Here is a 23,049-nt window from a genome sequence, read left to right as displayed (position 1 = left end):
ATTTATAGGAAACATTTGAAGTACCACCTCTAAAATAAGGGCCACATTAATCGATGGGTTTTCGACTTTTTCTGAAGTCCTTTGCGTTTCCTTATTCAGTGCCAAATACATAATTTGAGCATATCTGTTATGGTACAGCCAAGCTCATAATAATTGACAAACTTGATTTCAGCACTACAATCTGTTTTATTATCTGCTTCTTTGGAAATATCTAAATACTTATTCACTAGTTTTCTAAGATATTCTACGTTTTTAATTTCTTTTGCTTCCATTAGTTTCTTCCCAATTAAATTACAATTATGATAATTCAAATGTGAGACTATTTTTACGTAATTCGGTTATCATTTACGATAACACACAAAAAACTATTTAAAATCTGATATTGCTTTTAGAAAAAAGAAACGCATCATATCTACGATTCAAAAGAATAAAAAAACGCGCAAAAAAAACTTTTATGCAACTTCTACCAGAATTCTTCGAAGACTGAAAACAATTAATCAATAACATATATTATAAATTACTTTTAAACCCTTCCACCACATTCCCATGCTAATGATAATATGTATCTTTTTCATGAATATTAAAAATTGTCTGGCCTTTTCTCTTAATTATGGTATCTCTTATCAAAATAAGATTCAGGACATCCACCTATCGTTAGTTTGAACTAATTAGATAAACTCCATAACTTTTAAAACCAAATTTAATCCAAATTCTGTCGTACAAATGATTTACTATCTAAAACATTAATCATGACACTCGGCTATTGGATTGTTTTTAACCCTAAATACTTTTCTATTATTTATTCTTTTTCAGCACTTTAGCAACTACAATTCACCTACCGTTATCACTGAAAAAACCTCATATTAATTAAATGCTATATTTTCCAGCAACTGCGTTTATGTTCTTAAATGTTTTTATAAATTTGCGATCTTGTAATGAAACCCATTATTTTTAATTTAAAATTATGACTTTCACATAAATACCACACAAGTTATCTTACAACCTATATTCAAAAACAAATACTACAACAATAACTAAATCCAATGCTTAAAAAAAACAAATCCCAAATTTTATTTTTTATTCTTTTAAACCTATTTTTTTCGATCAATTCCTTTTCTCAAAAAAACCTTTACGTAGGAATTGAAATCGGACGAAGAGCAATAAAAACTTCTGTTCTTGAGGTTAATAACATCAAAAAAGCAGACTATAAGATTCTTTATTTCTCGAATGACAGAATTGATCTTGCCCAACACATTACTGATAACGGCGAGCTTACTCAGGACGATATCAACAAAACAAGTATCATCATTTTTGATCAATTAAAGAAAGTAAGAAAGCAGTTTAAACTTCTTGAAGAAAACATTTTTATAGTTGCCGCTCCGGTTTTTGAATCTGCGCGCAACATCGATGTTTTAAAGAATAAAGTTTCGACCCTGACCAGCAAAAATTTTGACATTATAGATATCGACGAAGAAGCTAAAATGCTTGTTAAAGGTGCTATACCTCCTGTTGATTATTCTAATGCTTTATTGCTTGATATTGGTGCAAAAACGACAAAAGGCGGTTATATTGATGACCTTGACAGCAAATTAGAATTTGTACCTCTTGAACTTGATTTTGGTACGATGTCGCTTACTGATGCAGTCAAAAAAACGGTTGTAAATCAAAATCAGGTCAATGATATGTCTACATTTCAGGAAAAATCCTTTGATTTTAATACTGTTCTTCGCAAAAGAATAAAAGAAATGCTTGATGCAAATCCTCAAATTCTAAAGAAAGAAAAAATCTACTTATCCGGTGGTGCCGTATGGGCTTTTGCAACGCTATACTATAACGAAAACCTTAAGGATCACTACATTCCTTTGACTTTAGAAGATGTTATGTATTATGATGCAATCCTTAAAAACAATTTCAACAAGTATAGTAACCTTGCGAAAACTAATAAAGAAGCTGAAAGAGTTTTTAATGTTTACGACCAGAAATACCTTATTTCTGCAAATAACATATTGGCAATGTTCCTTGAAAGTATTCCAAATTTGGAAACTAAAAAAATATATTTTGTAAAAGACGGACAGGTAACCTGGCTGATCTCTCACATTGCAGATCGTTCTAAAAAAGTAAACACTAACTTTTAGAATATCCTTTATCATTCTTACGGAACCTGTCTGGTTTCATTATTACGGAATTATATATGTACCAAAGCTTCAGAGAAATCTGGAGCTTTTTTTATGCCGGATAAATTATGGAGATCAAAGTTTTTTAGCCACGAATTTCACAAATTAGCACAAATTTTTTCACACAGATCGTGCAGATTAAGGCAGATTTAATTCGTGGAAATTAGTGCAATTAGTGGCTAACTTTTTTAAATTATCAGAAATTAATTCGTGGAAATTAGTGCAATTTGCGGCTAACTTTTTTTTACTTATTTACTTGTTTCCAAATTTTAGCACTAAAATCATCTTTATACATCAATCTATTACTTCTGGTAGGATTGACACGATTGGTCAGAATAATTAAGAACCTATTATTTTCCGGATTTATAAAGAAAAATGTACCTGTAAATCCCGTATGTCCAAAATCATCTTTCTTAAAGAATTCATCCGGTTTACGTTTATCAAAACCAAGTCCGCGATAGATTCCTTTTTTGACAAGAGGCGATTTTGTAAACGTCGCAACAACCTTTGCTTTTATAATTTGGTTTCCATTATATTTTCCATTGTTAAGCAACATTTGGCAAATCACAGCGATAGATTGCGCATTGGCAAATAAACCCGCATTTCCAGAAACGCCTCCAAGAATAGCTGCTGCTTCATCGTGTACATATCCTCTTATGGTGTCTTTCCTGAACAAATAATCAATCTCCGTAGGTATTACATTTTGCTCAGAAGTCCATTGCAACGGATTGTATCCAATTTTTGAAATCCCCAATTCGTTATAGATTCCTCTCGCCATTTGATCTAGTTTTAAACCGGTTTTGGCTTCCATCATTTGTTGTACCAGAATCAAATTCAAATCACTGTACAAATATTGACCACGCTTATTTGTATTCGCTACAGCAATTTGGTCATAAACAGATTTATAAAATTCAGGATTCAGCCACATGTTTTTATAGATCCTCACATAATTGTCTTTTGGCTCAAAAGAAAGGTATTTTGTATCGTAAACGATGTTCTTGTTTACATACATATTATCAAACAAATCTGGATAATCTGCCGATTGCTGATTGCTCAATAAAGGCGATCCGTCAGGGGTTGACAACAGGCTTTTGTAAAAAGTGATTCCTGATTTTAGTCCCGTTGTATGTGTCAGTAATTCAAAAAGCGTTAAATCTGCAATAGGCGTATTTTTGTATGTCAGGACAACATCCCCCAATTTATCCTCTAAACTTATTTTATCTTCTCCTACTAAACGCATGGCGACAAGTGTTGCTCCCAAAACTTTAGACATGGAAGCTAAATCGTATACATCGTCTGTTTTTACCAAATCTTTTTTTGAGTAATCATGATAGCCGTAATTCTTTACTATAAAAACAGAATCTTTGCTTCCCACAATAATTTGAGCTCCCGGAAAAAAACCTTTTTTGAGGGCATTATTCATCATCGAATCAATAAAAACCTCATTTTGTTTTGTGTCAAAAGACTTTTTCAGGGAACTAAAACTAATTCCTGAAAGTATCAAAATAACAAGTACGATCCTGATTCCTGTTTTTTTCATTTTTTACTAAGGGTTAATTCTTAAATCCTGTCCTGCCATAAGAGGTTCGTTGTTTGTTCCTGTAATCGTAGTTTTAACTGCTTTTACCGGTTGTTTAGGATAAATTGATGCATTGCCATAATCAAAATCATCACCTTTTATAAAATCAATTCCATTATATGAATACTCAACAAAACCGTTATTAATAATAAATCTTGGATGATGCGGAATCCCTGTCAAAACATCAATTTTTGCAGTGGTTACAGGATTTGTAAAAGTATATAAAATCCAATCGCCATTTGCACAAGCAACATCAGTACGTAAATACGTCTCCGGGTTATAATCCGCTAAATTAGAAATTGGAAATTTCGGATTTTCAACCATTGATGAAGTTACCTTAACCTCTGGTTCTAAATAAGGAGAACAATTGAAATTGACTTTCGCCGAAGATTCTTTTGCTTCTTTATTTTCAACAGTAAAATCAAGACGATACGTATTTTTATCGTTATAATTTTCGATCAAAAATCGCAAACGAGGTTTTGATTTCAACGTTTTTTCATCTGAAAAAGTTTGTATCAGTTTATCATTTTCAAAAAGCGAAACAGCTTTGACAGCACCACTGATACTCTCATCTGTTGTTGGAACAAATGTGAGATACCAAATGCCATTCTTATCAATATGTTCCGAAATATTCTCCGAAATGTTTAAAACCTCAACTTTAGAGGTATTCCAGTTGGCAACCGGTAATTTCTCTACTTTTACAGCCGGACTTGCAACAACTTCATTAAAGAAAGTACGGAACTGGTAATTTTCATAATCCTTTGTCCTGATTGGATTTGTGTACAAAGGCGATTGTCTTGTAGGCTCATTTCCTTGTGTATCATATCGTACAATGGCTCCTTCATAAGGCGGAGTTACTGTTATGCTTCCGTCTTTATAAATCGCTGTAGGAGGAAAATCTCTAAAAGCAATTCCCATATTTGCCAAACGCTGTAAATGGCTATGTGTCAATCTTCCGTAAAAATCATCCCAGTTTTTATCTTCTTTTTTAGTCCACCCTATTTCAGACAAAGCAGCAATTCTGGGATAACTCTGATATTCCATAAATCTCGCAGGGCGGTCCAGATATTCACTCCACAAAGCACCCTGAACCCCTTTTATCATTTTTTGCTGTTCGGGAGTTAAATCATTATTTGGAATTGGCTCAAACGAATACGCTCTTTTTGTATCCGTAATCGCAGCCCAGCGATGACCTCGCTCATTTTCAGACTGTGCCATATCGAAATAAGTAAATTGCCCGGGCATCATAATTGTTTCATATCCTTTTTTAGCCGATTCAATTCCGTAGCTTATTCCCTGCCACGCACTAATTAAAGTATTGGGATTGATTTCTCCTCCTTTTAAAATTTCATTCCAGCCGGCTGTTTTCCTGTTGTATTTTGCTACTATTTTTTCTACACGTCTAAAGAAATAATTCTGAAGCTGAAAAGTATCTGTATATCCTTCTTTTTCCATCAAAGCCCTGCATTTTGGGCAGTGCTCCCAATTGGCTCTGTTTACTTCGTCGCCCGCAACATGAATGTATTCGAATGGAAACATTTCTGAAAATTCTCTAATAATAGAATCCAGAATCTGATAATTTTCTTCGCGGCCTACACACCAGACATTTTTTACTTCTCCCTGAACACTTTTTGTTTCCTGAGTCGTTACACATCCTACTTCAGGATATGAAGCTGTTACGGCACGCGAATGTCCTGGGATTTCGATTTCAGGCATGATATCAATTCCACGGGCCAATGCATACGCTACAACTTCTTTCATATCCTGCTGCGTATAAAATCCTCCGTAACGTTTATCTCCGGAACCATATGATGGCAATAAAACTTCACCGGGACCTCTCCAGGCTCCTTTTAAAGTTAAGTCAGGCATTGATTTAATTTCGGCTCTCCATCCGTTATCATCCGTAAGATGCCAATGAAAAACATTCATTTTATGTGCTGCCAGCCAATCTATATAATTCTCTACCGTTTGTTTATCAAAAAATTGTCTTGAACAATCCAGCATCATTCCGCGCCATTCGAAGCGAGGATAATCTTCTATTTTCACAAACGGAATTGTTCCTTTCTTCACGTCTTTTGCAGAACAAATCTGTAATAAAGTCTGAAAACCATTCAACACTCCGTTTGAAGATTTTCCTTTTACCAGAACTCCCTTTTGAGTTACAGTTAACTTATAACCATCATTAGGAAGATCTAATTTTTCATCTATCAAAAACGATATTCCATTTTTTCCGTATTTGCTTCCAGTAGCAACCGTTGCATTAATTCCTGTATTTTTAAAAAAATCACTTGCAATATAGCTAGCGCTTTTTTGCATTTTTTTGTCTACAATAATCTTCACAGCTAAAGGTATTACAAACAACTTATCTTCTTGTTCTATCTTTACAGGCCTGGGAATAATATCCAGTTTCTGCGCCTGCAATACATTCAGCGAGCTCAGGAAAACGGCAATTAGCAGTATACTTTTTTTCATCTTTATAGCTTTTTATTTTATTAAAATTGTATCGGAATACTTTCAGTTTGCGTGGCACTCAAAGCGGTAATAGCATAAGTGTAGTTTTTTAAATTAGCATCCGGTACCTCTAATTTTACAGCTGTAGTAACATAGTAAATATTCTCAGGATTAGAGAAATCAGTTATTTTTCCTTTAGGGAATCTATAGATAACAAATTTTTGATTGTTTGCCCCGGGTTTCCAGGTAAGCACTACTTTGTTTCCTTTATCTGCAATCGATGCATTTGTAGGCGGTTGTGGTTTTATCCTTGTAATTCTATTCGCCTCAGGTGTTAATGCGATATATTTATATTGTTTTTCAGTAATGGCTTTTCTCAGCGTATCTCCTTTTTTTAGAAAAGTAGAAGCCGTAAAATGCATTGAACCATCTATTAAAGGCATGGTTCTGATCATTTCTATTTGTTTTACAATCTGGTCAGGGCTTCTCCATTCTACTTCTTTGGCTGTATTCGAAATCTTGTAATCTCCATGACCTATATAAACATTTGTTCCGTATTTGTGTGCAGCCCACCATTTTGCCAAAACTTCAAAATTAGCTCTGTCAAAACCAATGTGCCAGTACAATTGCGGCGTTACATAATCGATCCAGTTTTCTTTTTGCCATTTCAAAATATTAGCATACAAATCATCATAATTTGTCGCTCCTGCCACAGTATTTGAACCCTCTGAATCTTTGGCTATATTTCGCCAGACGCCAAAAGGCGAAATTCCAAATTCGACCTCCGGTTTATTCGCAATTATAGTATCTCGTATTTGTTTGATGATCAAATCGACATTGTCTCTTCTCCAATCGTCTTTGTCCTTAAATTGTCTCGGCTCTTTGGCAAATGCTGCCTGATCAGGAAACTCTTGTCCTACTATTTTATAAGGATAAAAATAATCATCCATATGTATCGCCTGAATGTTATAATTACGGACTATTTCGCCTACTACAGAAGCAACAAAATCCCTGGTTTCTTGATAACCGGGATTAAAATATCTTGTTTTTCCATAGGTCACAAATAACTCCGGTTTCTTAAAATACAAATGATTTTTTGCAAGCACTTCTTTGGTTGTATCTTTTTGTACACGATACGGATTGAGCCAAACGTGAACACTCATTCCTCTTTTTCCTGCTTCATCAATCATTAACTGAAGCGGATCAAAACCGGGAGCAACTCCCTGTGTTCCGGTGATCCAATATGATGCGGGTTCTTTGGTTGATTTATAATAAGCATCTGCCGTAGGACGGATCTGAAAAACTACGGTATTCAGATTATTGGACCGTAAATTATCCAGTAAAGTGATCATTTCTGTTTTAATCTGTTTGTCTGACAAACCGGGTTTCGATGGCCAGTCTATATTATCGACAGTAGATATCCAGGCTGCCCGCATTTCTCTTTTTGCTGGTTGCTGGCTGAAAACATAGTTTTGAAACAGTAACATCACAATTAAAAATTTTAGACTTTTCATAATATTATTTTTGGTTAGTTAATATAGTTTTAATCTGTAACAAGCTAGCTTAACCGCAATGCCGATAGTTATCCGGAGCAAAGCTTAGACACAATATTGTCATTTCGACGAAAGGAGAAATCACACAAGAAATTCCTTTACTAATTTCGTCAATCTTTGTCGGGTTACTATTGTGATTACTTCGCCTGTTTGCTGTTACTCGAATCTCCTTTTGATCAAAATGAAAAACGAAGCGGAACAATCGTAAATAATCATAATTCTTAATTTAAAAAAAAGCTTAATTCTCTAATCTTCATCTGACTTTTCTTCATGTAAATTCAGCAGACTTAATTTGTGTTAATTCGTAGCTAAATAACTTTAATCTTTGGCTAAATTTTTCTCTCACAGATTTAGCAGATCAAGCAGATTTAATTCGTGGCTAAAGAACTTTAATCTTTGGCTAAATTTTTCTCTCACAGATTTAGCAGATCAAGCAAATTTAATTCGTGATAATTCGTGCAATTCGTGGCTAAAAAACTTTTAATCTGTGGCTAAATTTTCTCTCCCAGATTTAGCAGATCAAGCAGATTTAATTTGTGCAATTGATTTGCTTGTTCGCTGTTGCTCGGGTCGTGCGAAAAAACTTTTAATCTTTCTATTAATAGCAGCAAAAATACCTAACAGGTTTTAAAAACCTGTTAGGATAGGTAACCAAACCAATTTTTATGCATTGTTTATCGAAAATAGCAACACACAATTCCTTACTTAATTTTATTTTCTGTGAAAAAATTGTCAAAAAACAACAATTGAAATTTCAGGGAATTTTCCCAGTATTTAATATTATGCTGTCCCGGACGTTCTATATAATCATGGTCTATTTTCAGGGCAAGCATCTTCGTGTGAAGATTTCTGTTTACATCAATAAAAAAATCGTCGACACCACAATCAATAATCAGTTTTAGCTTGTTGTCTTTTACCAATTCAAGCATATTGACAACCGTATTTTTTTCCCAGTTTTCAGGATATTCCGTAATCGTTCCCAAACGTTTTTTGATATCCCACTTGTCAGGAAACGGACTAAAATCGACTCCTCCGCTCATACTTCCTGCCGCTCCAAAAACATCCTGATGCCTGAATGACAAATACAATGCGCCGTGTCCGCCCATGCTAAGTCCTGATATTGCCCTGCCTTCGCGACTTGCAATTGTTTTGTATTTATTATCTACAAAAGGAATTAATTCATTGATTATATAAGTCTCATATTTAAAAGTAGGATCAATAGGACTATCAAAATACCAACTTGAATAATTCCCGTCGACACTAATTACTATAAAACCATATTTATCGACCTGTTTCCCTACATCTTTAAAACTTTTTACCCATGTGGCATAATTTCCGCTGTATCCGTGAAGAAGATAAACAACCGGAAATTTTTTACTGCTTTTTTTATAACCTTCAGGGGTTATTACACAAGTTTTGATACTCTTGTTCATCGCAGTGCTAAAAACTTCTAAAGTATCTACCTTAGCCGCTTTAGCAGAAAAAAATACGAAGAATAAAAGAAGGACGCAGGTTGTTTTTTTCATAAAATCTTGTTTTATTAATTATGTCAAAATAAGTTCCTTATTTCTAACCATTAAGAGATTAAGTTCATAAAGCTTAAATTACTTAATATCTTAATGGTAAAGAAAATTAAGTCTCATTTAAAATTTAAAAAATTATCTCAGACAATTTCTTAAAATGGTCACCGGATGCATTGCTTTTCTATTTGTTCCGTCAAAAATCTGGTGGCGGCAACTGGTTCCTGCGGCAGCAATTGCTGTAGTAGGTTCAGTTGTACGGATTTTTGGAAACAAAGTATCCTCGCCCATTTGCATACTGATTTCATAATGCTCTTTTTCGTAACCAAATGAACCCGCCATACCACAACAACCGGAATTATAAATGGTCACTGAACTGTTTTTGGGCAGATTAAGCATTGCAAAAGAAGCTTCAATAGTACTCAGTGATTTTTGATGACAATGTCCGTGAATTTTTATTGTTTTCTGTTCCTCCGAAAATTGTCCGGAATGAATTTTTTCTTTTGTAATTTCTCTTTTAAAGAATTCTTCTATCGTAAATACATCTTTAGATAATTTTTCGGCAGCTTCCTTGTCGTTTGCCAATCGGATGTATTCGTCTCTAAAAGTTAATATCGCCGATGGTTCAATTCCGATTAATGGCGTACCTTCTGAAATTATATCTTTAAAAATGGCTATGTTTTTATTGGCGATTTCTTTTGCTTCTTCCAGAAATCCTTTTGAAATAAAAGCTCTTCCGCTTTCTTCATGCTGTATTACAAGAACTTCATAACCTAGCTTGGTCAATAATTCATAAGCGTCTATTCCAACATTAACATCATAATAATTGGTGAATTCATCACAAAAAAGATAGACTTTTCCGTTTTCAAAAGAGTTACTTCCTGCTGACTTTTTGTTTTTTTCGTACCATTTTCTAAAAGTCGTTGGTGCTAATAAAGGTACTTGTCTTTTAGGAGCGATTCCCATACTTTTTTTGACCAACGGCAAATTGGCTACAAAATTTGTCATTGCGGGAGCGATACTTCCCAATTCATTCAGTTTCGAATTGAAAGCAAATATTTTATTACGAATAGAAAATCCGTTTGCTTTTTGGTATTGGTATAAAAACTCTGATTTCAAAGAAGCAACATCTACATTACTCGGGCATTCGCTTGCACAGGCTTTACAGCTCACACACAGCTCAAATACCTTATATAATTCTTCGTGGTCGAACTTATTATCTTTCTCAGAATTTGTCAGATATTCTCTTAATGCATTTGCTCTGGCACGAGTAGTATCTTTTTCGTTTCGGGTGGCACGGTAACTCGGACATAACGTTCCTCCTGCTGATGGCGGTTTCCTGCAATCACCGGAACCGTTGCATTTTTCGGCGGCACGCAAGATGCCCATACTATCTGAGAAATCCTGAATAGTTCTAATAACAGGTTCTTCCCTGCCTGCTTCAAAACGAAGATTTTCATCCATTTTAGAAGCATTTACAATTTTCCCCACATTTAAAATAGTATGGGGATCAAATGCTTTTTTTATTCGTTTCAGCAGCTCATAATTTTTATCACCAATCATAAAAGGTAAAAACTCTCCTCGTAAAATTCCGTCGCCATGTTCACCGCTTAGCGAACCTTTGTATCTTTTTACCAAGTGAGCGACTTCGGTTGAGATATTTCTAAACTGGTGTAGTCCTTCTTTTGTTTTTAAATTAATAACCGGACGTAAGTGCAATTCTCCGGCTCCGGCATGTGCATAATAAATGGCACTTTGTCCATGCCTTTCCATCATGGCGGCAAAATCAGCAATATAATTAGGTAAATCGCTTAGTTCAACCGCTGTATCTTCGATCGAATCGGCAGCCTTATCATCGCCAACGATACTTCCTAAAAGTCCTAAACCTGCTTTTCGAACCTCATTGACTTTATCAATATCAGTTCCGTAAATTTTAGGCAAAGCATATCCAAAATTATTATCTTCAAGATCTTTTATTAAAGCATCAGCTTGTAATTCGGCATCTTCCATACTGATATAAGAACCTACTTCAAGCATAATTACCGCTTTTGGTTCTCCCACAATAAAAAATCTGTTTTTAGATTGTTCCCTATTCGTTTTGGTACAATCTAAAATCGTATCATCCATCATTTCACAGGTATACAAATGATGTTTCATTGCTGTAACTACTGCTTCTAAACTTTCGTGAATAGTATGAAAATGCGCCACAACCATAATATTGTTTGTTGGCGGTAAATCATCTACTTTCAAGGTAATTTCTGTTGTAAATGCCAGGGTTCCTTCGCTTCCGCAAAGTAATTTCCCTAAATTGATCGTGTTTTCTGTTCCTGAAAACAGTTCTGATTTTAATAATGCATCAATTGCATAACCTGTATTTCTTCTGTGAATTTCAGGCTTTGGAAATTCCTTTAGAATCTCGTCCTGATTTTCTTTATTCGAAAGTTCCTCGTAAATGGTTTTGTAGATTTTACTTTCGAGTGAATCTCCTTTTGTTTTTTCTATAAATTCCTCCGAAGAGAGGTCTTTAAAAACCGCAATACTTCCATCGCTTAGAACCGCTTTTATCTCGACAATTTTATCACGCGTAACACCATAACGTATAGAGGTTGTTCCGGATGAATTATTGCCCACCATTCCGCCAATCATGCATCGGCTTGTGGTCGAAGTAGTTGGACTAAAAAATAAACCGTATGGTTTTAAATACAAATTCAGTTCATCACGAATTACTCCGGGCTGTACTGTGATCGTTTTCTTTTCAGCATCGAAAGCAACAATCTTGGTAAAATGCTTAGAAACGTCTACGATTATTCCGTTTCCTACCGTTTGACCCGCCAAGGAAGTTCCTGCCGTTCTGGGAGTTATCGAAATCTTGTTTTTTTCTGCAAAACGAATAATCTTGACAATATCTTCTTCTGATTTTGGAATTGCAACTGCTTCAGGCATAATTCTGTAAGCAGAAGCGTCTGTAGCATATATTTTTTTATGAAGCTCGTCATAAAAAAGTGTTCCTTCCAGTGAATCGGATAGTTGCTGTAATTGGAGAAGGCTGGACATGTAATTGGTTGTATTGCTTTGGTTGGTAATCCTAATATTTTGAATGCAAAAATTTTAACACATAGAAACATAGCTCACAAAACTTATTAAAAGGCGTTTCACTAAATTTGAATACACATAGTGTACTATGTGTAAAAATTATAATTTTCTTAGATCAACTTTTAGATTTTATGTTAATCTATGTTTCTATGTGTTTAAAAAAATTTACTTACTAATAATCAAAACGTTTAAACGCTTCGATCGCTTCGTATTCTGCCAATCCTAAATCATCGTATAAGATTGCTGTGTTTTTATTTCGGTCTTCGGCTCTAACCCAAAATTCTCTTGAGTCATTGCCCTGAAACATTACGCGGTCTTTTTGAGATTGATGATACAAAATGGCGTGACGTTTTAATAATACTTCTGATGGTGAAAGCGGAACGGCCATATCTATTTCGTGAATGTCCCATTCGTGCCATGCGCCACGGTACAACCACAACCAGCAATCGTCCATGTATTTTTCAGGTTTCAATTCTTTCATTGCTGCAAAAATCGCGTTCAGACAAACTTCATGAGTTCCGTGCGGATCTGCAAGATCTCCTGCTGCAAAAACCTGATGTGGTTTTATTTTGGCAATAATATCTTTTACAATTGCAATATCTTCAGGTCCTAATGGATTCTTTTTTACTTGTCCAGTTTCATAAAACGGAAGATCTAAAAAGTGTGTATTGACATCTTTTAAACCAATGTATCTTGTTGCCGCATACGATTCTCTTCTACGAATCAATCCTTTTAATTTTCGAACTTCCAGAGAATCAATTTGATTTTCGGATTTATTATTCAAAAACTCAATTATTGACTTAAAGTCTATTTCAGTATTAGTTTCGCCTACAAAATCGTTTGCAACCTCAGCAAATTTTAATGCTTCGTCATCTGTAACGGCTATATTTCCAGAGGTTTGATATACAACATGCACATCATGACCTTGTTTAATTAATTTCGAAAAAGTTCCTCCCATAGAAATCACATCATCATCAGGATGCGGGCTAAAAAGAATCACTCGTTTTTTTGCAGGATTGGCTCTTTCCGGACGATGAGAATCATCTGTATTGGGTTTTCCACCCGGCCATCCTGTAATAGTATGCTGCAATATGTTGAACATATTAATATTCAAATCATAAGCAGAACCTTCCTGCGCTAAAAGGTCTGACATACCATTATTATTGTAATCTCTGTCAGTTAATTTTAATATGGATTGTTTGGTTTCTTTGCAAAGCCAAACGATTGCTTTACTTTTTAATTCTTGTGTCCACGTACATTCGCCAACCAGCCAGGGCGTTTCGAATCGGGTTAATGCAGAGGCAGAAAACTGGTCTAATACAAAGGTCGCATTAGCATGATTTTGTAAAAAAGTAGCCGGAACTTCTGAAGATATATCACCCTGAATGGTTCTTTTGATGATATCGGCTTTGTTTTGTCCCCAAGCCATCAGGACAATTCTTTTAGATCTAAGAATTGTTGACACGCCCATGGTAATCGCTCTTTTAGGAACGTTGTCGATCCCATTAAAGTCTGATGACGCATCGACTCTGGTAATATGGTCTAAGGTTATAATTCTTGTTCCTGAATTGATGTGGGATCCCGGCTCGTTGAAACCTACGTGACCGGTACGACCAATTCCTAATAATTGAAAATCAAGTCCGCCAGCTTCTTTTATTTTTATTTCGTAATCTACACAATACTGGTTCAGTTCATCACTTGCAACTGTTCCATCCGGGATATTTACATTTTCCGGTTTGATATCAATATGATTAAACAGGTATTGATGCATAAAATAATGGTAGCTCTGGCGGTTCTCCTTGGTCATTGGATAATATTCATCCAGATTAAAAGAAACTACATTGCTAAAACTAAGGTTCTCTTCTTTATGCATGCGAACCAGTTCTTCATATACTTTTATTGGCGAAGAACCTGTTGCCAGACCAAGAACGCAAGATTCATTATTAGCTTGTTTTGAACGTATTAATTCGGCTATTTCCTGAGCGACAATTTTTGAAGCTTCCAGAGAACTCTCAAAAATCACATTATGATTTTTTTCAAATCTCGTTTCTTCAAATTTTCCTGGTATGTCGTATGCCAAAGAAGTATCGGTTTTCATAATATATCTCTTAGTTAAAATTAGTTTAACAAATATATACAAAAAACGAAGTCGATACATTATTTTGCACTATTTAACAAAAATAAAATTAAAAACAGCAAAATAATGCAGAAAATACTACCTAAACCTTAAACTACAAGACAAAAACGCCTGCTTTTCTATACTCTTCCAAACTTAAATCTTCCGGATCTAATTCGGTTACGATGGTATCCAACTGGCTAAGATCGCAAACACTGTGAGGCATTTTAGTATTTAATTTATTCGAAGAAAACATAGAGACTACCCTGTCTGAAGACTCTATCATTGCCTTTTTAACAATAGAGACTTCATAGCCAATCTCTGTCAGACCTTGTTTTATACTGATGCTGCTTGCTCCTAAAAAACAAATGTCAGCTTTAATCTTAGACAAAACCTGCATCACATCCATTCCTATTGTAACCATTGCCTTTTTCTGCATTTTTCCACCTATAAATATCAAATCGATATTGGGATGCTGGGACAATTGCATTGCTATTGGCAAACTATACGTATAAATTGTAGCTTTTAAGTCCGAAGGAATAAGCTTTGCAAAGACCAGATTGGTACTTCCTCCACTCATTATAATAACCTGTCCATCATGCAGTAAAGACAATGCTTTTTTAACGATTTTCTTCTTCTCCTCTTCAGCACTTATATTAATATTAAAGACATCAACAGATTTTTCGATAAATTGTATAGCACCTCCGTAAACTTTCTCAAGTAACTTTTTATCGTCTAATTCGTTCAAATCCCTTCTTATTGTGTCTTCGGATAAATCCAGAGCTAAAGCCAAATCTGTTGTAACAACCTTTTGTTCTTCAAGGAGTTTAGTCATTATAAATTTATGTCTTTCGGCTTTAAGCATTTGTTTTAGAAATTAAAAATTCAGAACAAATATATCAAATAATTCAATTCAAAATTGGAAGATCCATCAACAAATGCAACAGTTTGCACGCTTTAACACATACTTATTAACTTATTGAATCTTTATATTTAAAATTGCGTTATTTTGCATTATTTTAGTTAATTTTTCAAAATAAATTATCAATGTTGCATTTATATGCAATAAATAAATATATTTGCGCAACAACCATTAAAAAAAACCAAGTAATTATGAAAAAATTATTCCTTATTACATTGTTGGTTTTGTTCATACAGACAACATTTGGGCAAACAAAAACAATTACCGGAACAGTAAAAAACAAGGCGGACGGGTTTCCTTTACCCGGCGTTAGTGTTCTCATTCAAGGAAGTACCAGCGGTACTACAACTGATTTTGACGGAAATTTCAGTCTCTCTGCAACTGCAGGACAAAGCCTTAGCTTTAGCTATATGGGTTTTGAGACTAAAATCGTAAAAATTGAGGCACAGCAAAAAATCAACGTTGATCTTTTAGAAAGCACTTCTAAGCTGGACGAAGTTGTGATTGTAGGTTTCTCTTCTCAGAAAAAAACGAATTTAACCGGTGCTGTTGCTTCAATCGATGTAGCTAAGACAATTGGCAGCCGACCTCTAACAGATGTGAGCAAAGCCTTGCAGGGAACTACACCCGGGGTAAATGTTAGTTTTAACTCAGGAAACATCAATCGTGTGGCTAAAATAAACATTCGTGGAGCCGGAACTATTAATGGTTCTGATGATCCTTTGATATTGGTTGACGGGGTTCCAACGGATTTATCTCTTATTAATCCAAATGATATTGCAACAATGACGGTTCTTAAAGATGCAGCTTCGGCTTCTATCTACGGTGCGCGTGCTGCTTTTGGGGTAGTATTGATTACAACTAAAGGAGGAAAAACAGGAGAAGGAAAAGTGAGATTTTCTTATTCTGCCAATACGGCTTTTGTTAATCCTATTTCTACTTTAAATTTCTTAGATCCAACAGAAGAAATTCCGGGACTAGTTGCCGCCGGAACACGTACTGATGGTGCTGTACCAGAGCTTTTTGGTGCAAACTACAATACTTTACTTGCCGGAATCAAAAACTGGAAAGAAAAATATGCAAACAATCGTACGAGCCGTGAGATGGTATATGGTGAAGATTGGGAAATAAAAAATGGTACACCTTATTTCTACAGGGTTTGGGATGCTAATAAAGAATTGTATGCCAGCAATGCTGTTCAGACCACTCACAATCTTTCGGCACAAGGTAACTTGGGAGAAAAAAGTTCTTTCTTTGCTTCATTTGCCCTTGCTAACCAAGATGGCATGTTACGAGTGAATCAGGAACAAAGACAAAGAACCAATATCAATTTAGGATTCACTACAAAATTGGCTGACTGGCTTACGGGTGATTTCAAAGTAATGAATATCAACAGTAAATATGACCAGCCGTTTAACTACTATGGTGGTTCTGGTACTGATGATACAAGTTATGGAGGTTATTTTGGATATGCGCTTCGTTGGGGACAGTATTTTCCAAATTTCGGAACTTATAAAGGATATAATTTCCGTACTGCGGGAGGTTATTTATCGAATGCATCAAGAAATGAAAACGTGCAACGCAACAACAGGTTAAGTGCAAAATTTACAGCAGATATCACTAAAAATTTCAATGTGATAGCCGAAGTAAGTAACGTAACAAATACATACGACAGAAAACAAAATGGTGGTAAATTCTTAGCCTGGGACAGCTGGTCTGCCATGCCATATGATGCTACAACAATACAAACCGCTATACCTGCAACGCTGGAAGCCGGAAACGATTATGTAGCACAATCTAAATCTGAGTCAGTTACTAATGTGGTGAACATTTACGGAAACTACAAAAAACAAATAAACAAACATAGTTTCAAGGTTTTAGCAGGTTTTAACTCTGAGTGGCAGGATTTCTCCCGTAATTATGCAAGAAGAAACACGCTTTTAGACAAATCAAAACCAGAATTCAATCTTGCTGTAGGGGAACAATTTGTATCGGGTTCTGCTAATAAAGATCTAAACCCAACAGAAACAACGTATTCGATTGCGGGTTTCTTTGGTCGTATCAACTATGATTATAATGGGATTTACTTATTAGAATTGAATGCACGTTATGATGGTTCTTCAAAATTCCCTACAAGCGAACAATGGGGATTCTTCCCTTCTGCTTCTGTAGGATATAAAATTGTGAATGAGAAATTCATGGAAAGTACACGTGGCTGGCTGAACGATCTTAAAATACGTGGTTCTATTGGTGCAATTGGAAATCAAAACGTAGGAAACAATGCTTTCTTATCAATCATGAATTCTACTAATCCTTCATGGGTAAACAGCGGTTCTACATTGCCTCCGTCTACAGGTTTACCAACTAACGTTGACCCTTCTTTGACCTGGGAAAAAGTATACACAAAAGATGTGGGTATTGACGTAAGAATTTTTGATATGCTTGGTGCTTCGTTTGACTGGTACCAACGCGACACTAAAGGAATGCTGGCTCCTGGTATCACACTTCCGGGTTCATTTGGACAAAATGCTGCTCAAACCAACTCAGGAAACATGAGAACAAGAGGATGGGAACTGTCTTTGAACTTTAATAAAAATCTTAGCGAAACTGCTTCTGTATTTGTTGATGTGGCTTTGTCAGATTATAAATCTGTAATTACAAAATGGAACAATACTTCTAAATTATTAGGTATAGTTACTCCTACTACATATCCTTATTATGATGGTTACGAAATTGGTCAGATTTGGGGTTTAACCAGTGACAGACTTCTTCAGGCTGACGATGTTATTACTAATAATGGTAAAACAGTAAATGGTGTTGATTACTCTAAAACAATGGTGGGCAGCTTTAAATACGGAGCCGGAGATGTACATTATGTAGATAAGGACGGAGACGGTGTTATATCCCGTGGAGCAGGAACAGCAGACGATCATGGGGATTTAAGCAAAATTGGTAATACAACACCGCGTTACAAATATGGTATAACAGTAGGTGGAAAATTCCGCGGATTTGATGTTTCAGGTTTCTTTCAGGGAGTTGGAAAACGTGATTACTGGGCTGCTTCTGATGCTGTTTTACCTTTCTATCGTGCACCTCAGCAAATGTATGCCAGCCAGGCTGATTACTGGACACCGGAAAATACCGGGGCTTATTTTCCAAACCCATATTACGGAAATGAAGCTAATACACTTGGTGCAGGTACGACAGGTTCAAACAACTTTGTTACATCAACAAGATATTTATTAGACATGTCTTATTTCCGTCTAAAAAATGTTACTCTTGGATATTCACTGTCAAAAGATTTAGTAAAAAGAGCGCGCTTAGAAAAAGTAAGAATTTATGCATCAGGAGAAAACTTAGTGACCTGGGCAGACAAACGTCTTCCTGTTGACCCTGAAATTGATGAAACTGAAGTTTTCTGGGGAAGAGCTTATCCGTATACCAAAACAATCTCTTTTGGTGTTGAGCTTTCTTTCTAATACTAACAATTCAAAACTTTTAAAATGAAAAAATCAAATATAAAATCAAGATTTCTGTTTCTATTTGCTGCTGTAGCATCAATGACCGCAGTTAGTTGCTCTGATTATCTAACAGATGATCCTGCAGATAAATTTACAAACGATAACTTCTGGCAATCAGAAGATAATGTAAAAACATTTTCATGGCTTAATTACGATACCTTTTATGGTTACGGAAATGGTACAACAATAGGGCTTTCGTCTTTTTATTATCATGGAAGTGATTATAAAGTAGATGATAACTTATCAGCATTTACTTTTTATCAAATGCCTGTTACGGCAGCGACTACTAATGTTTATTCCTGGAATGAGTATTATACGCTTATTCGCCGTTGTAATCTGATGTTGGAAAAAATACCAACTGTGAGCATGTCTGCAGAAAAAAAGAACCATTATATTGGAGTCGCTAAATTCTTTAGAGCTTATACATACTTTCGTTTAGTGCAAAAAATGGGAGATGTTCCTTATACTGATAAATATTTAATTCAGGGAGATCCTGCAGTTTATGCGCCGGCAATGCCAAGAGCAGAAATTATGGATAAAGTAATTGCTGATTTAGAAGAAGCTGCAAACTTAATGCTTGTTGCAGATGACAAAAATGCTACCGTAAACAAATACACGGCTTATGCAGCTTTAAGCAATGCCTGCCTTTATGAAGGAACCTATAGAAAATATCATTTAGCTCAGGATGGAAGCACTTATTTTAATAAAGCTAAAGTGGCTTCATTAGCGATAATGAACAATCCGGCTTATAAATTAAATGCTGATTGGAAATCGCTTTACAATTCTGTTGAATTACTTGGTAATACAGAAGTGATCCTTACAAAACGTTATTTAACAAACGTATTGATGCACTCTCTACAAAACTATACCAATACCTCAACCATTCAATACGGGCTTACAAAATGGGCTGCTGACAGTTATGTAACCACAAACGGATTACCTATTCAACAAGCAGGAAATGCTCAATATACCGGCGATGATAATGTTACTAAAACTTTTGCTAACAGAGATCCGCGTTTTGGTAAAACTGTAAATCCTGCTAACTACGGTTATAAAGGAAAATCTTTTGGTACTGCGGCATTGGTTTCTATGTCTGGATATGTATTCGAATTATACAACAATCCTGCAACAACAGGTCCGGATGTTACAACCGGAGGACGTAATTATACTGATGCACCGTTATTTACACTAAGTGAAGTATATCTAAACTATGCCGAAGCTGCTGCTGAATTAGGTAATGCTTCTAATAATGATCTTGACATCTCGATCAACAAAGTACGTGCCCGTGCCGGAATTGCACCTTTGACTACTGACGGAACTAATGCTTCTGCGGGTGGTGTACTAATTAATGACCCTAGAAGAACAGCTGCATTAGAACAAATTTCTGGTGTTGTAAATCCTTTAATCTGGGAAGTACGTCGTGAGCGTCAGATCGAATTTATGAGCTGGACGACTTTAAGACAAGCCGATATTTACCGTTGGAAAAAAGGAGATTATTTAGATACTTCTAAAAATCCGGATGTAAATCTTGGTGCCAGAATTGGAACTCCTGTTGGAACACAAACGCAGGTAGACGCTAACGGATATGTAAAAATTTATCCAACAAGCACCAGAGCCTTTGAGGCAAAACATTATTTAATGAATATCCCTACAAATGATATTGATTTGTATAAAGCTCAGGGCGTAGCATTAAAACAAAACCCAGGCTGGTAATCCCTAAAATTTAATTACTATAAAACTATCTCCGGACATCAAAAATCCGGAGGTAGTCTTTTAAAATATTCTTTTTTACTTATTCTAAAAAGGCAGACAAGAAAACGTGACAAAATAAAAACTTCCGGTCTGAAAAACCCAGATCAAATATTCCATACTTTACATCAACAATCAAAAAATAGCAATAGTAATCAAATAATACTTTAATTTTATTTAGTCAATTTTTGCCTTCTAACTATTAACAGTACTTTAAAATGATAAAATTTATAACAAAAAGTGTTTTTATTGCCAGCTCTTTATTTTACACTGCATCTTATTCAAACTCCACTTCAACTCTCGTAAAAAATAACAGTCAGGAAATTACAAACCCTGTTATAAAAACCGGAGCTGATAATTACGAAAAATACTTACCGCTTTTAAAAAATAAAAAAGTAGGGATCGTAACGAATCAAACCGGAATTCTGACGGACAAAACTCATGTGGTAGATTTTTTACTGGAGAAAAAAATTGCAGTACAGACTATTTTTGCCCCGGAACACGGATTTAGAGGAACTGCAGATGCTGGCGAACATGTAGTTGACGGAAAAGATCAAAAAACAGGATTACCAATTATCTCTCTTTATGGAGATAATAAAAAACCAAAACCAGCACAATTAGCAGGGATTGATGTCATGATTTTTGATCTGCAGGATGTTGGTGCACGATTCTATACTTACATTTCTTCCTTGCATTATGTTATGGAAGCCTGTGCAGAAAACGGGGTTCCGCTTATTATTTTCGACAGGCCAAATCCTAATGGCCGTATTGTAGACGGACCGCTTCTAGAAAAAAAATATACCAGTTTTGTTGGCATGCATCCAATCCCGTTGCTTCACGGAATGACAATTGGTGAATATGCACAAATGATCAATGGACAAAAATGGCTTAAAAATGCAGTACAATGCAAGCTAACCGTTATTCCTTGTGTTGATTATAAAAGAACAATGGATTATAGTTTACTGGCAAAACCATCTCCTAATTTACCTAATGACCAATCGATAAATTTATACGCCAGTTTGTGCCTTTTTGAAGGAACGAATGTAAGCATGGGACGAGGAACGGAGAAGCAATTTCAAATTTATGGTTCGCCTTATTTAGCAAAAACTAATTTTAGTTTTACTCCCAAACCTAATTTTGGTGCCAAAGATCCGCTTTATAATGGCAAAGAATGTTTTGGCGAGGATTTGACCGCTTATCCTAAACTCAATCAATTAGAATTAAAATGGCTTATAAAAGCTTATCAGAATACCAGTGACAAAACAAAATTCTTCAATCCGTTTTTTACCAAACTCGCAGGAACTAAAAAACTGCAGGAACAAATTGAAAGCGGAATCTCTGAAGATAAAATAAGACAGAGCTGGCAGAAGGATTTAGAAGCCTTCAAAAAAATGCGCACAAAATATCTACTCTATTAAAAATCAAAAAAAAGTCAAAAAAAATAAAAAAATGTCACAAATAAATCCAGACACAGAACGTGAATCTCTTTATTCTAACTTAGATAAAATGAGCACTAACGAGTTACTTTCGAACATAAATAATGAAGATAAAAAGGTAGCCGCTATCGTTGAAAAACAAATTCCAAATATTGAAAAATTAGTAGATGTAATTGTTACGAAAATGAAACTTGGCGGAAGGCTTTTTTATATAGGAGCCGGAACATCAGGAAGAATTGGCGTGCTTGACGCCTCAGAATGTCCTCCTACTTTTGGAGTGCCTGACAGCTGGATTATTGGTATTATAGCCGGTGGTGACTCAGCCATTAGAAAAGCGGTAGAAAATGCCGAAGATGATATCGACCAGGCATGGAGAGATTTATCAGCGTACGAAATCACGAATTTAGATGTTGTTATAGGAATAGCTGCTTCAGGAAATACGCCATATGTGATTGGCGGACTAAAAAAGGCAAGGGAAAATAATATCGTAACTGGCAGTATTTCCTGCAATAGCGAAAGTTTGATTTCTAAAGAAGCTGATTATCCTATCGAATTGATTGTAGGCCCGGAATTCCTAACCGGAAGTACGAGAATGAAGGCCGGTACATCCCAGAAATTAGTCCTGAACATGATCTCGACATCTGTTATGATCAAACTAGGGAGAATCTACGGTAACAAAATGATCGACATGCAATTGTCTAATAAAAAACTAGTACAAAGGGCTGTTGAAATGATTATCGAAGAACTTCAGATTGATGAAGAATTGGCTTCTGTTTTATTGAAAAAACACAAAAGCGTAAGAGCAGTTTTACTCGCTCAAAATAAAAATTTGGAAGTTTAATCACGAAATCATTTAGAATCTTTTCTAAATTTATACGAATTAAATCCTTAATCTATAACTTTCGGGATTCAATAGAAACCTGGTAGGTTTAAAA

At 35.3% G+C, this 23,049-nt stretch carries 13 protein-coding genes; 5 read left to right on the top strand and 8 right to left on the bottom strand.

The features are described from left to right. Positions 1–95: 95 nt before the first annotated feature. A complete protein-coding gene (locus QLQ94_RS09840; protein WP_482499611.1) occupies positions 96–311 on the bottom strand; it encodes a hypothetical protein in 216 nt (71 codons plus the stop codon). 732 nt (positions 312–1,043) lie between these two features. Between QLQ94_RS09840 and QLQ94_RS09835 the strand changes: the two genes are divergently transcribed. After that, positions 1,044–2,135, top strand: a complete 1,092-nt coding sequence (locus QLQ94_RS09835; RefSeq protein ID WP_271334969.1) for a Ppx/GppA phosphatase family protein — start codon at positions 1,044–1,046, stop codon at positions 2,133–2,135. A gap of 283 nt (positions 2,136–2,418) precedes the next feature. Here QLQ94_RS09835 and QLQ94_RS09830 read toward each other — a convergent pair whose 3' ends face one another. The 7 genes from QLQ94_RS09830 to QLQ94_RS09800 all read right to left on the bottom strand — a co-directional run bounded on the left by QLQ94_RS09830 (position 2,419) and on the right by QLQ94_RS09800 (position 15,351). Further along, complete coding sequence (locus tag QLQ94_RS09830) at positions 2,419–3,714, bottom strand: serine hydrolase domain-containing protein (RefSeq protein WP_271334970.1); 1,296 nt, start codon at positions 3,712–3,714, stop codon at positions 2,419–2,421. Positions 3,715–3,720: 6 nt separating this feature from the next. Then, complete coding sequence (locus QLQ94_RS09825) at positions 3,721–6,225, bottom strand: beta-N-acetylhexosaminidase (RefSeq protein WP_271334971.1); 2,505 nt, start codon at positions 6,223–6,225, stop codon at positions 3,721–3,723. A gap of 20 nt (positions 6,226–6,245) precedes the next feature. Next, positions 6,246–7,718: a glycoside hydrolase family 10-like protein gene (locus QLQ94_RS09820; RefSeq protein ID WP_271334972.1), complete on the bottom strand. Its 1,473-nt coding sequence runs from the start codon at positions 7,716–7,718 to the stop codon at positions 6,246–6,248. 740 nt (positions 7,719–8,458) lie between these two features. Further along, the gene (locus QLQ94_RS09815) at positions 8,459–9,283 is read right to left on the bottom strand and encodes an alpha/beta hydrolase (RefSeq protein ID WP_271334973.1); all 825 of its coding nucleotides are present in this window, start codon (positions 9,281–9,283) and stop codon (positions 8,459–8,461) included. A 132-nt stretch (positions 9,284–9,415) separates the two neighbouring features. Continuing rightward, positions 9,416–12,331 (bottom strand): FAD-binding and (Fe-S)-binding domain-containing protein, encoded by a 2,916-nt coding sequence (locus QLQ94_RS09810; protein ID WP_482499607.1) that lies wholly within the window; start codon positions 12,329–12,331, stop codon positions 9,416–9,418. 211 nt (positions 12,332–12,542) lie between these two features. Beyond that, on the bottom strand, positions 12,543–14,468 hold the full coding sequence (gene nagB / locus QLQ94_RS09805; RefSeq protein ID WP_271334975.1) for a glucosamine-6-phosphate deaminase: 1,926 nt from the start codon (positions 14,466–14,468) through the stop codon (positions 12,543–12,545). Between the two features lie 133 nt (positions 14,469–14,601). Continuing rightward, entirely contained in the window at positions 14,602–15,351 is a 750-nt protein-coding gene (locus tag QLQ94_RS09800) for a DeoR/GlpR family DNA-binding transcription regulator (protein ID WP_271334976.1), read from the bottom strand. A gap of 248 nt (positions 15,352–15,599) precedes the next feature. Here QLQ94_RS09800 and QLQ94_RS09795 point away from each other — a divergent pair, with 248 nt between their 5' ends. The 4 genes from QLQ94_RS09795 to murQ all read left to right on the top strand — a co-directional run bounded on the left by QLQ94_RS09795 (position 15,600) and on the right by murQ (position 22,955). Continuing rightward, a complete protein-coding gene (locus QLQ94_RS09795; protein ID WP_271334977.1) occupies positions 15,600–18,887 on the top strand; it encodes a SusC/RagA family TonB-linked outer membrane protein in 3,288 nt (1,095 codons plus the stop codon). A gap of 24 nt (positions 18,888–18,911) precedes the next feature. Next, the gene (locus QLQ94_RS09790; protein WP_271334978.1) at positions 18,912–20,642 is read left to right on the top strand and encodes a RagB/SusD family nutrient uptake outer membrane protein; all 1,731 of its coding nucleotides are present in this window, start codon (positions 18,912–18,914) and stop codon (positions 20,640–20,642) included. Between the two features lie 254 nt (positions 20,643–20,896). Further along, positions 20,897–22,096, top strand: coding sequence for an exo-beta-N-acetylmuramidase NamZ family protein (locus QLQ94_RS09785; protein ID WP_482499604.1), 1,200 nt, complete (start codon positions 20,897–20,899; stop codon positions 22,094–22,096). Positions 22,097–22,127: 31 nt separating this feature from the next. Beyond that, positions 22,128–22,955 carry an N-acetylmuramic acid 6-phosphate etherase gene (murQ, locus tag QLQ94_RS09780; protein ID WP_271334980.1) on the top strand — a complete coding sequence of 276 codons (828 nt, stop codon included), beginning with the start codon at positions 22,128–22,130 and terminating at the stop codon, positions 22,953–22,955. Positions 22,956–23,049 lie beyond the last annotated feature (94 nt).

Source organism: Flavobacterium sp. B114r, from assembly GCF_056824125.1.
The sequence above is the reverse complement of the archived record's forward strand: the minus strand, read 5'-3'. Positions and strand labels throughout refer to the sequence as shown.

Excerpts from the sequence above, each read along its gene's own strand:
- QLQ94_RS09830 (WP_271334970.1), bottom strand. The coding sequence starts at position 3,714 with ATGAAAAAAACAGGAATCAGGATCGTACTTGTTATTTTGATACTTTCA.
- QLQ94_RS09835 (WP_271334969.1), top strand. The coding sequence starts at position 1,044 with ATGCTTAAAAAAAACAAATCCCAAATTTTATTTTTTATTCTTTTAAAC.
- QLQ94_RS09825 (WP_271334971.1), bottom strand. The coding sequence starts at position 6,225 with ATGAAAAAAAGTATACTGCTAATTGCCGTTTTCCTGAGCTCGCTGAAT.
- QLQ94_RS09795 (WP_271334977.1), top strand. The coding sequence starts at position 15,600 with ATGAAAAAATTATTCCTTATTACATTGTTGGTTTTGTTCATACAGACA.
- QLQ94_RS09785 (WP_482499604.1), top strand. The coding sequence starts at position 20,897 with ATGATAAAATTTATAACAAAAAGTGTTTTTATTGCCAGCTCTTTATTT.
- QLQ94_RS09810 (WP_482499607.1), bottom strand. The coding sequence starts at position 12,331 with ATGTCCAGCCTTCTCCAATTACAGCAACTATCCGATTCACTGGAAGGA.
- QLQ94_RS09800 (WP_271334976.1), bottom strand. The coding sequence starts at position 15,351 with ATGCTTAAAGCCGAAAGACATAAATTTATAATGACTAAACTCCTTGAA.
- QLQ94_RS09820 (WP_271334972.1), bottom strand. The coding sequence starts at position 7,718 with ATGAAAAGTCTAAAATTTTTAATTGTGATGTTACTGTTTCAAAACTAT.
- QLQ94_RS09790 (WP_271334978.1), top strand. The coding sequence starts at position 18,912 with ATGAAAAAATCAAATATAAAATCAAGATTTCTGTTTCTATTTGCTGCT.
- nagB (WP_271334975.1), bottom strand. The coding sequence starts at position 14,468 with ATGAAAACCGATACTTCTTTGGCATACGACATACCAGGAAAATTTGAA.
- QLQ94_RS09815 (WP_271334973.1), bottom strand. The coding sequence starts at position 9,283 with ATGAAAAAAACAACCTGCGTCCTTCTTTTATTCTTCGTATTTTTTTCT.
- murQ (WP_271334980.1), top strand. The coding sequence starts at position 22,128 with ATGTCACAAATAAATCCAGACACAGAACGTGAATCTCTTTATTCTAAC.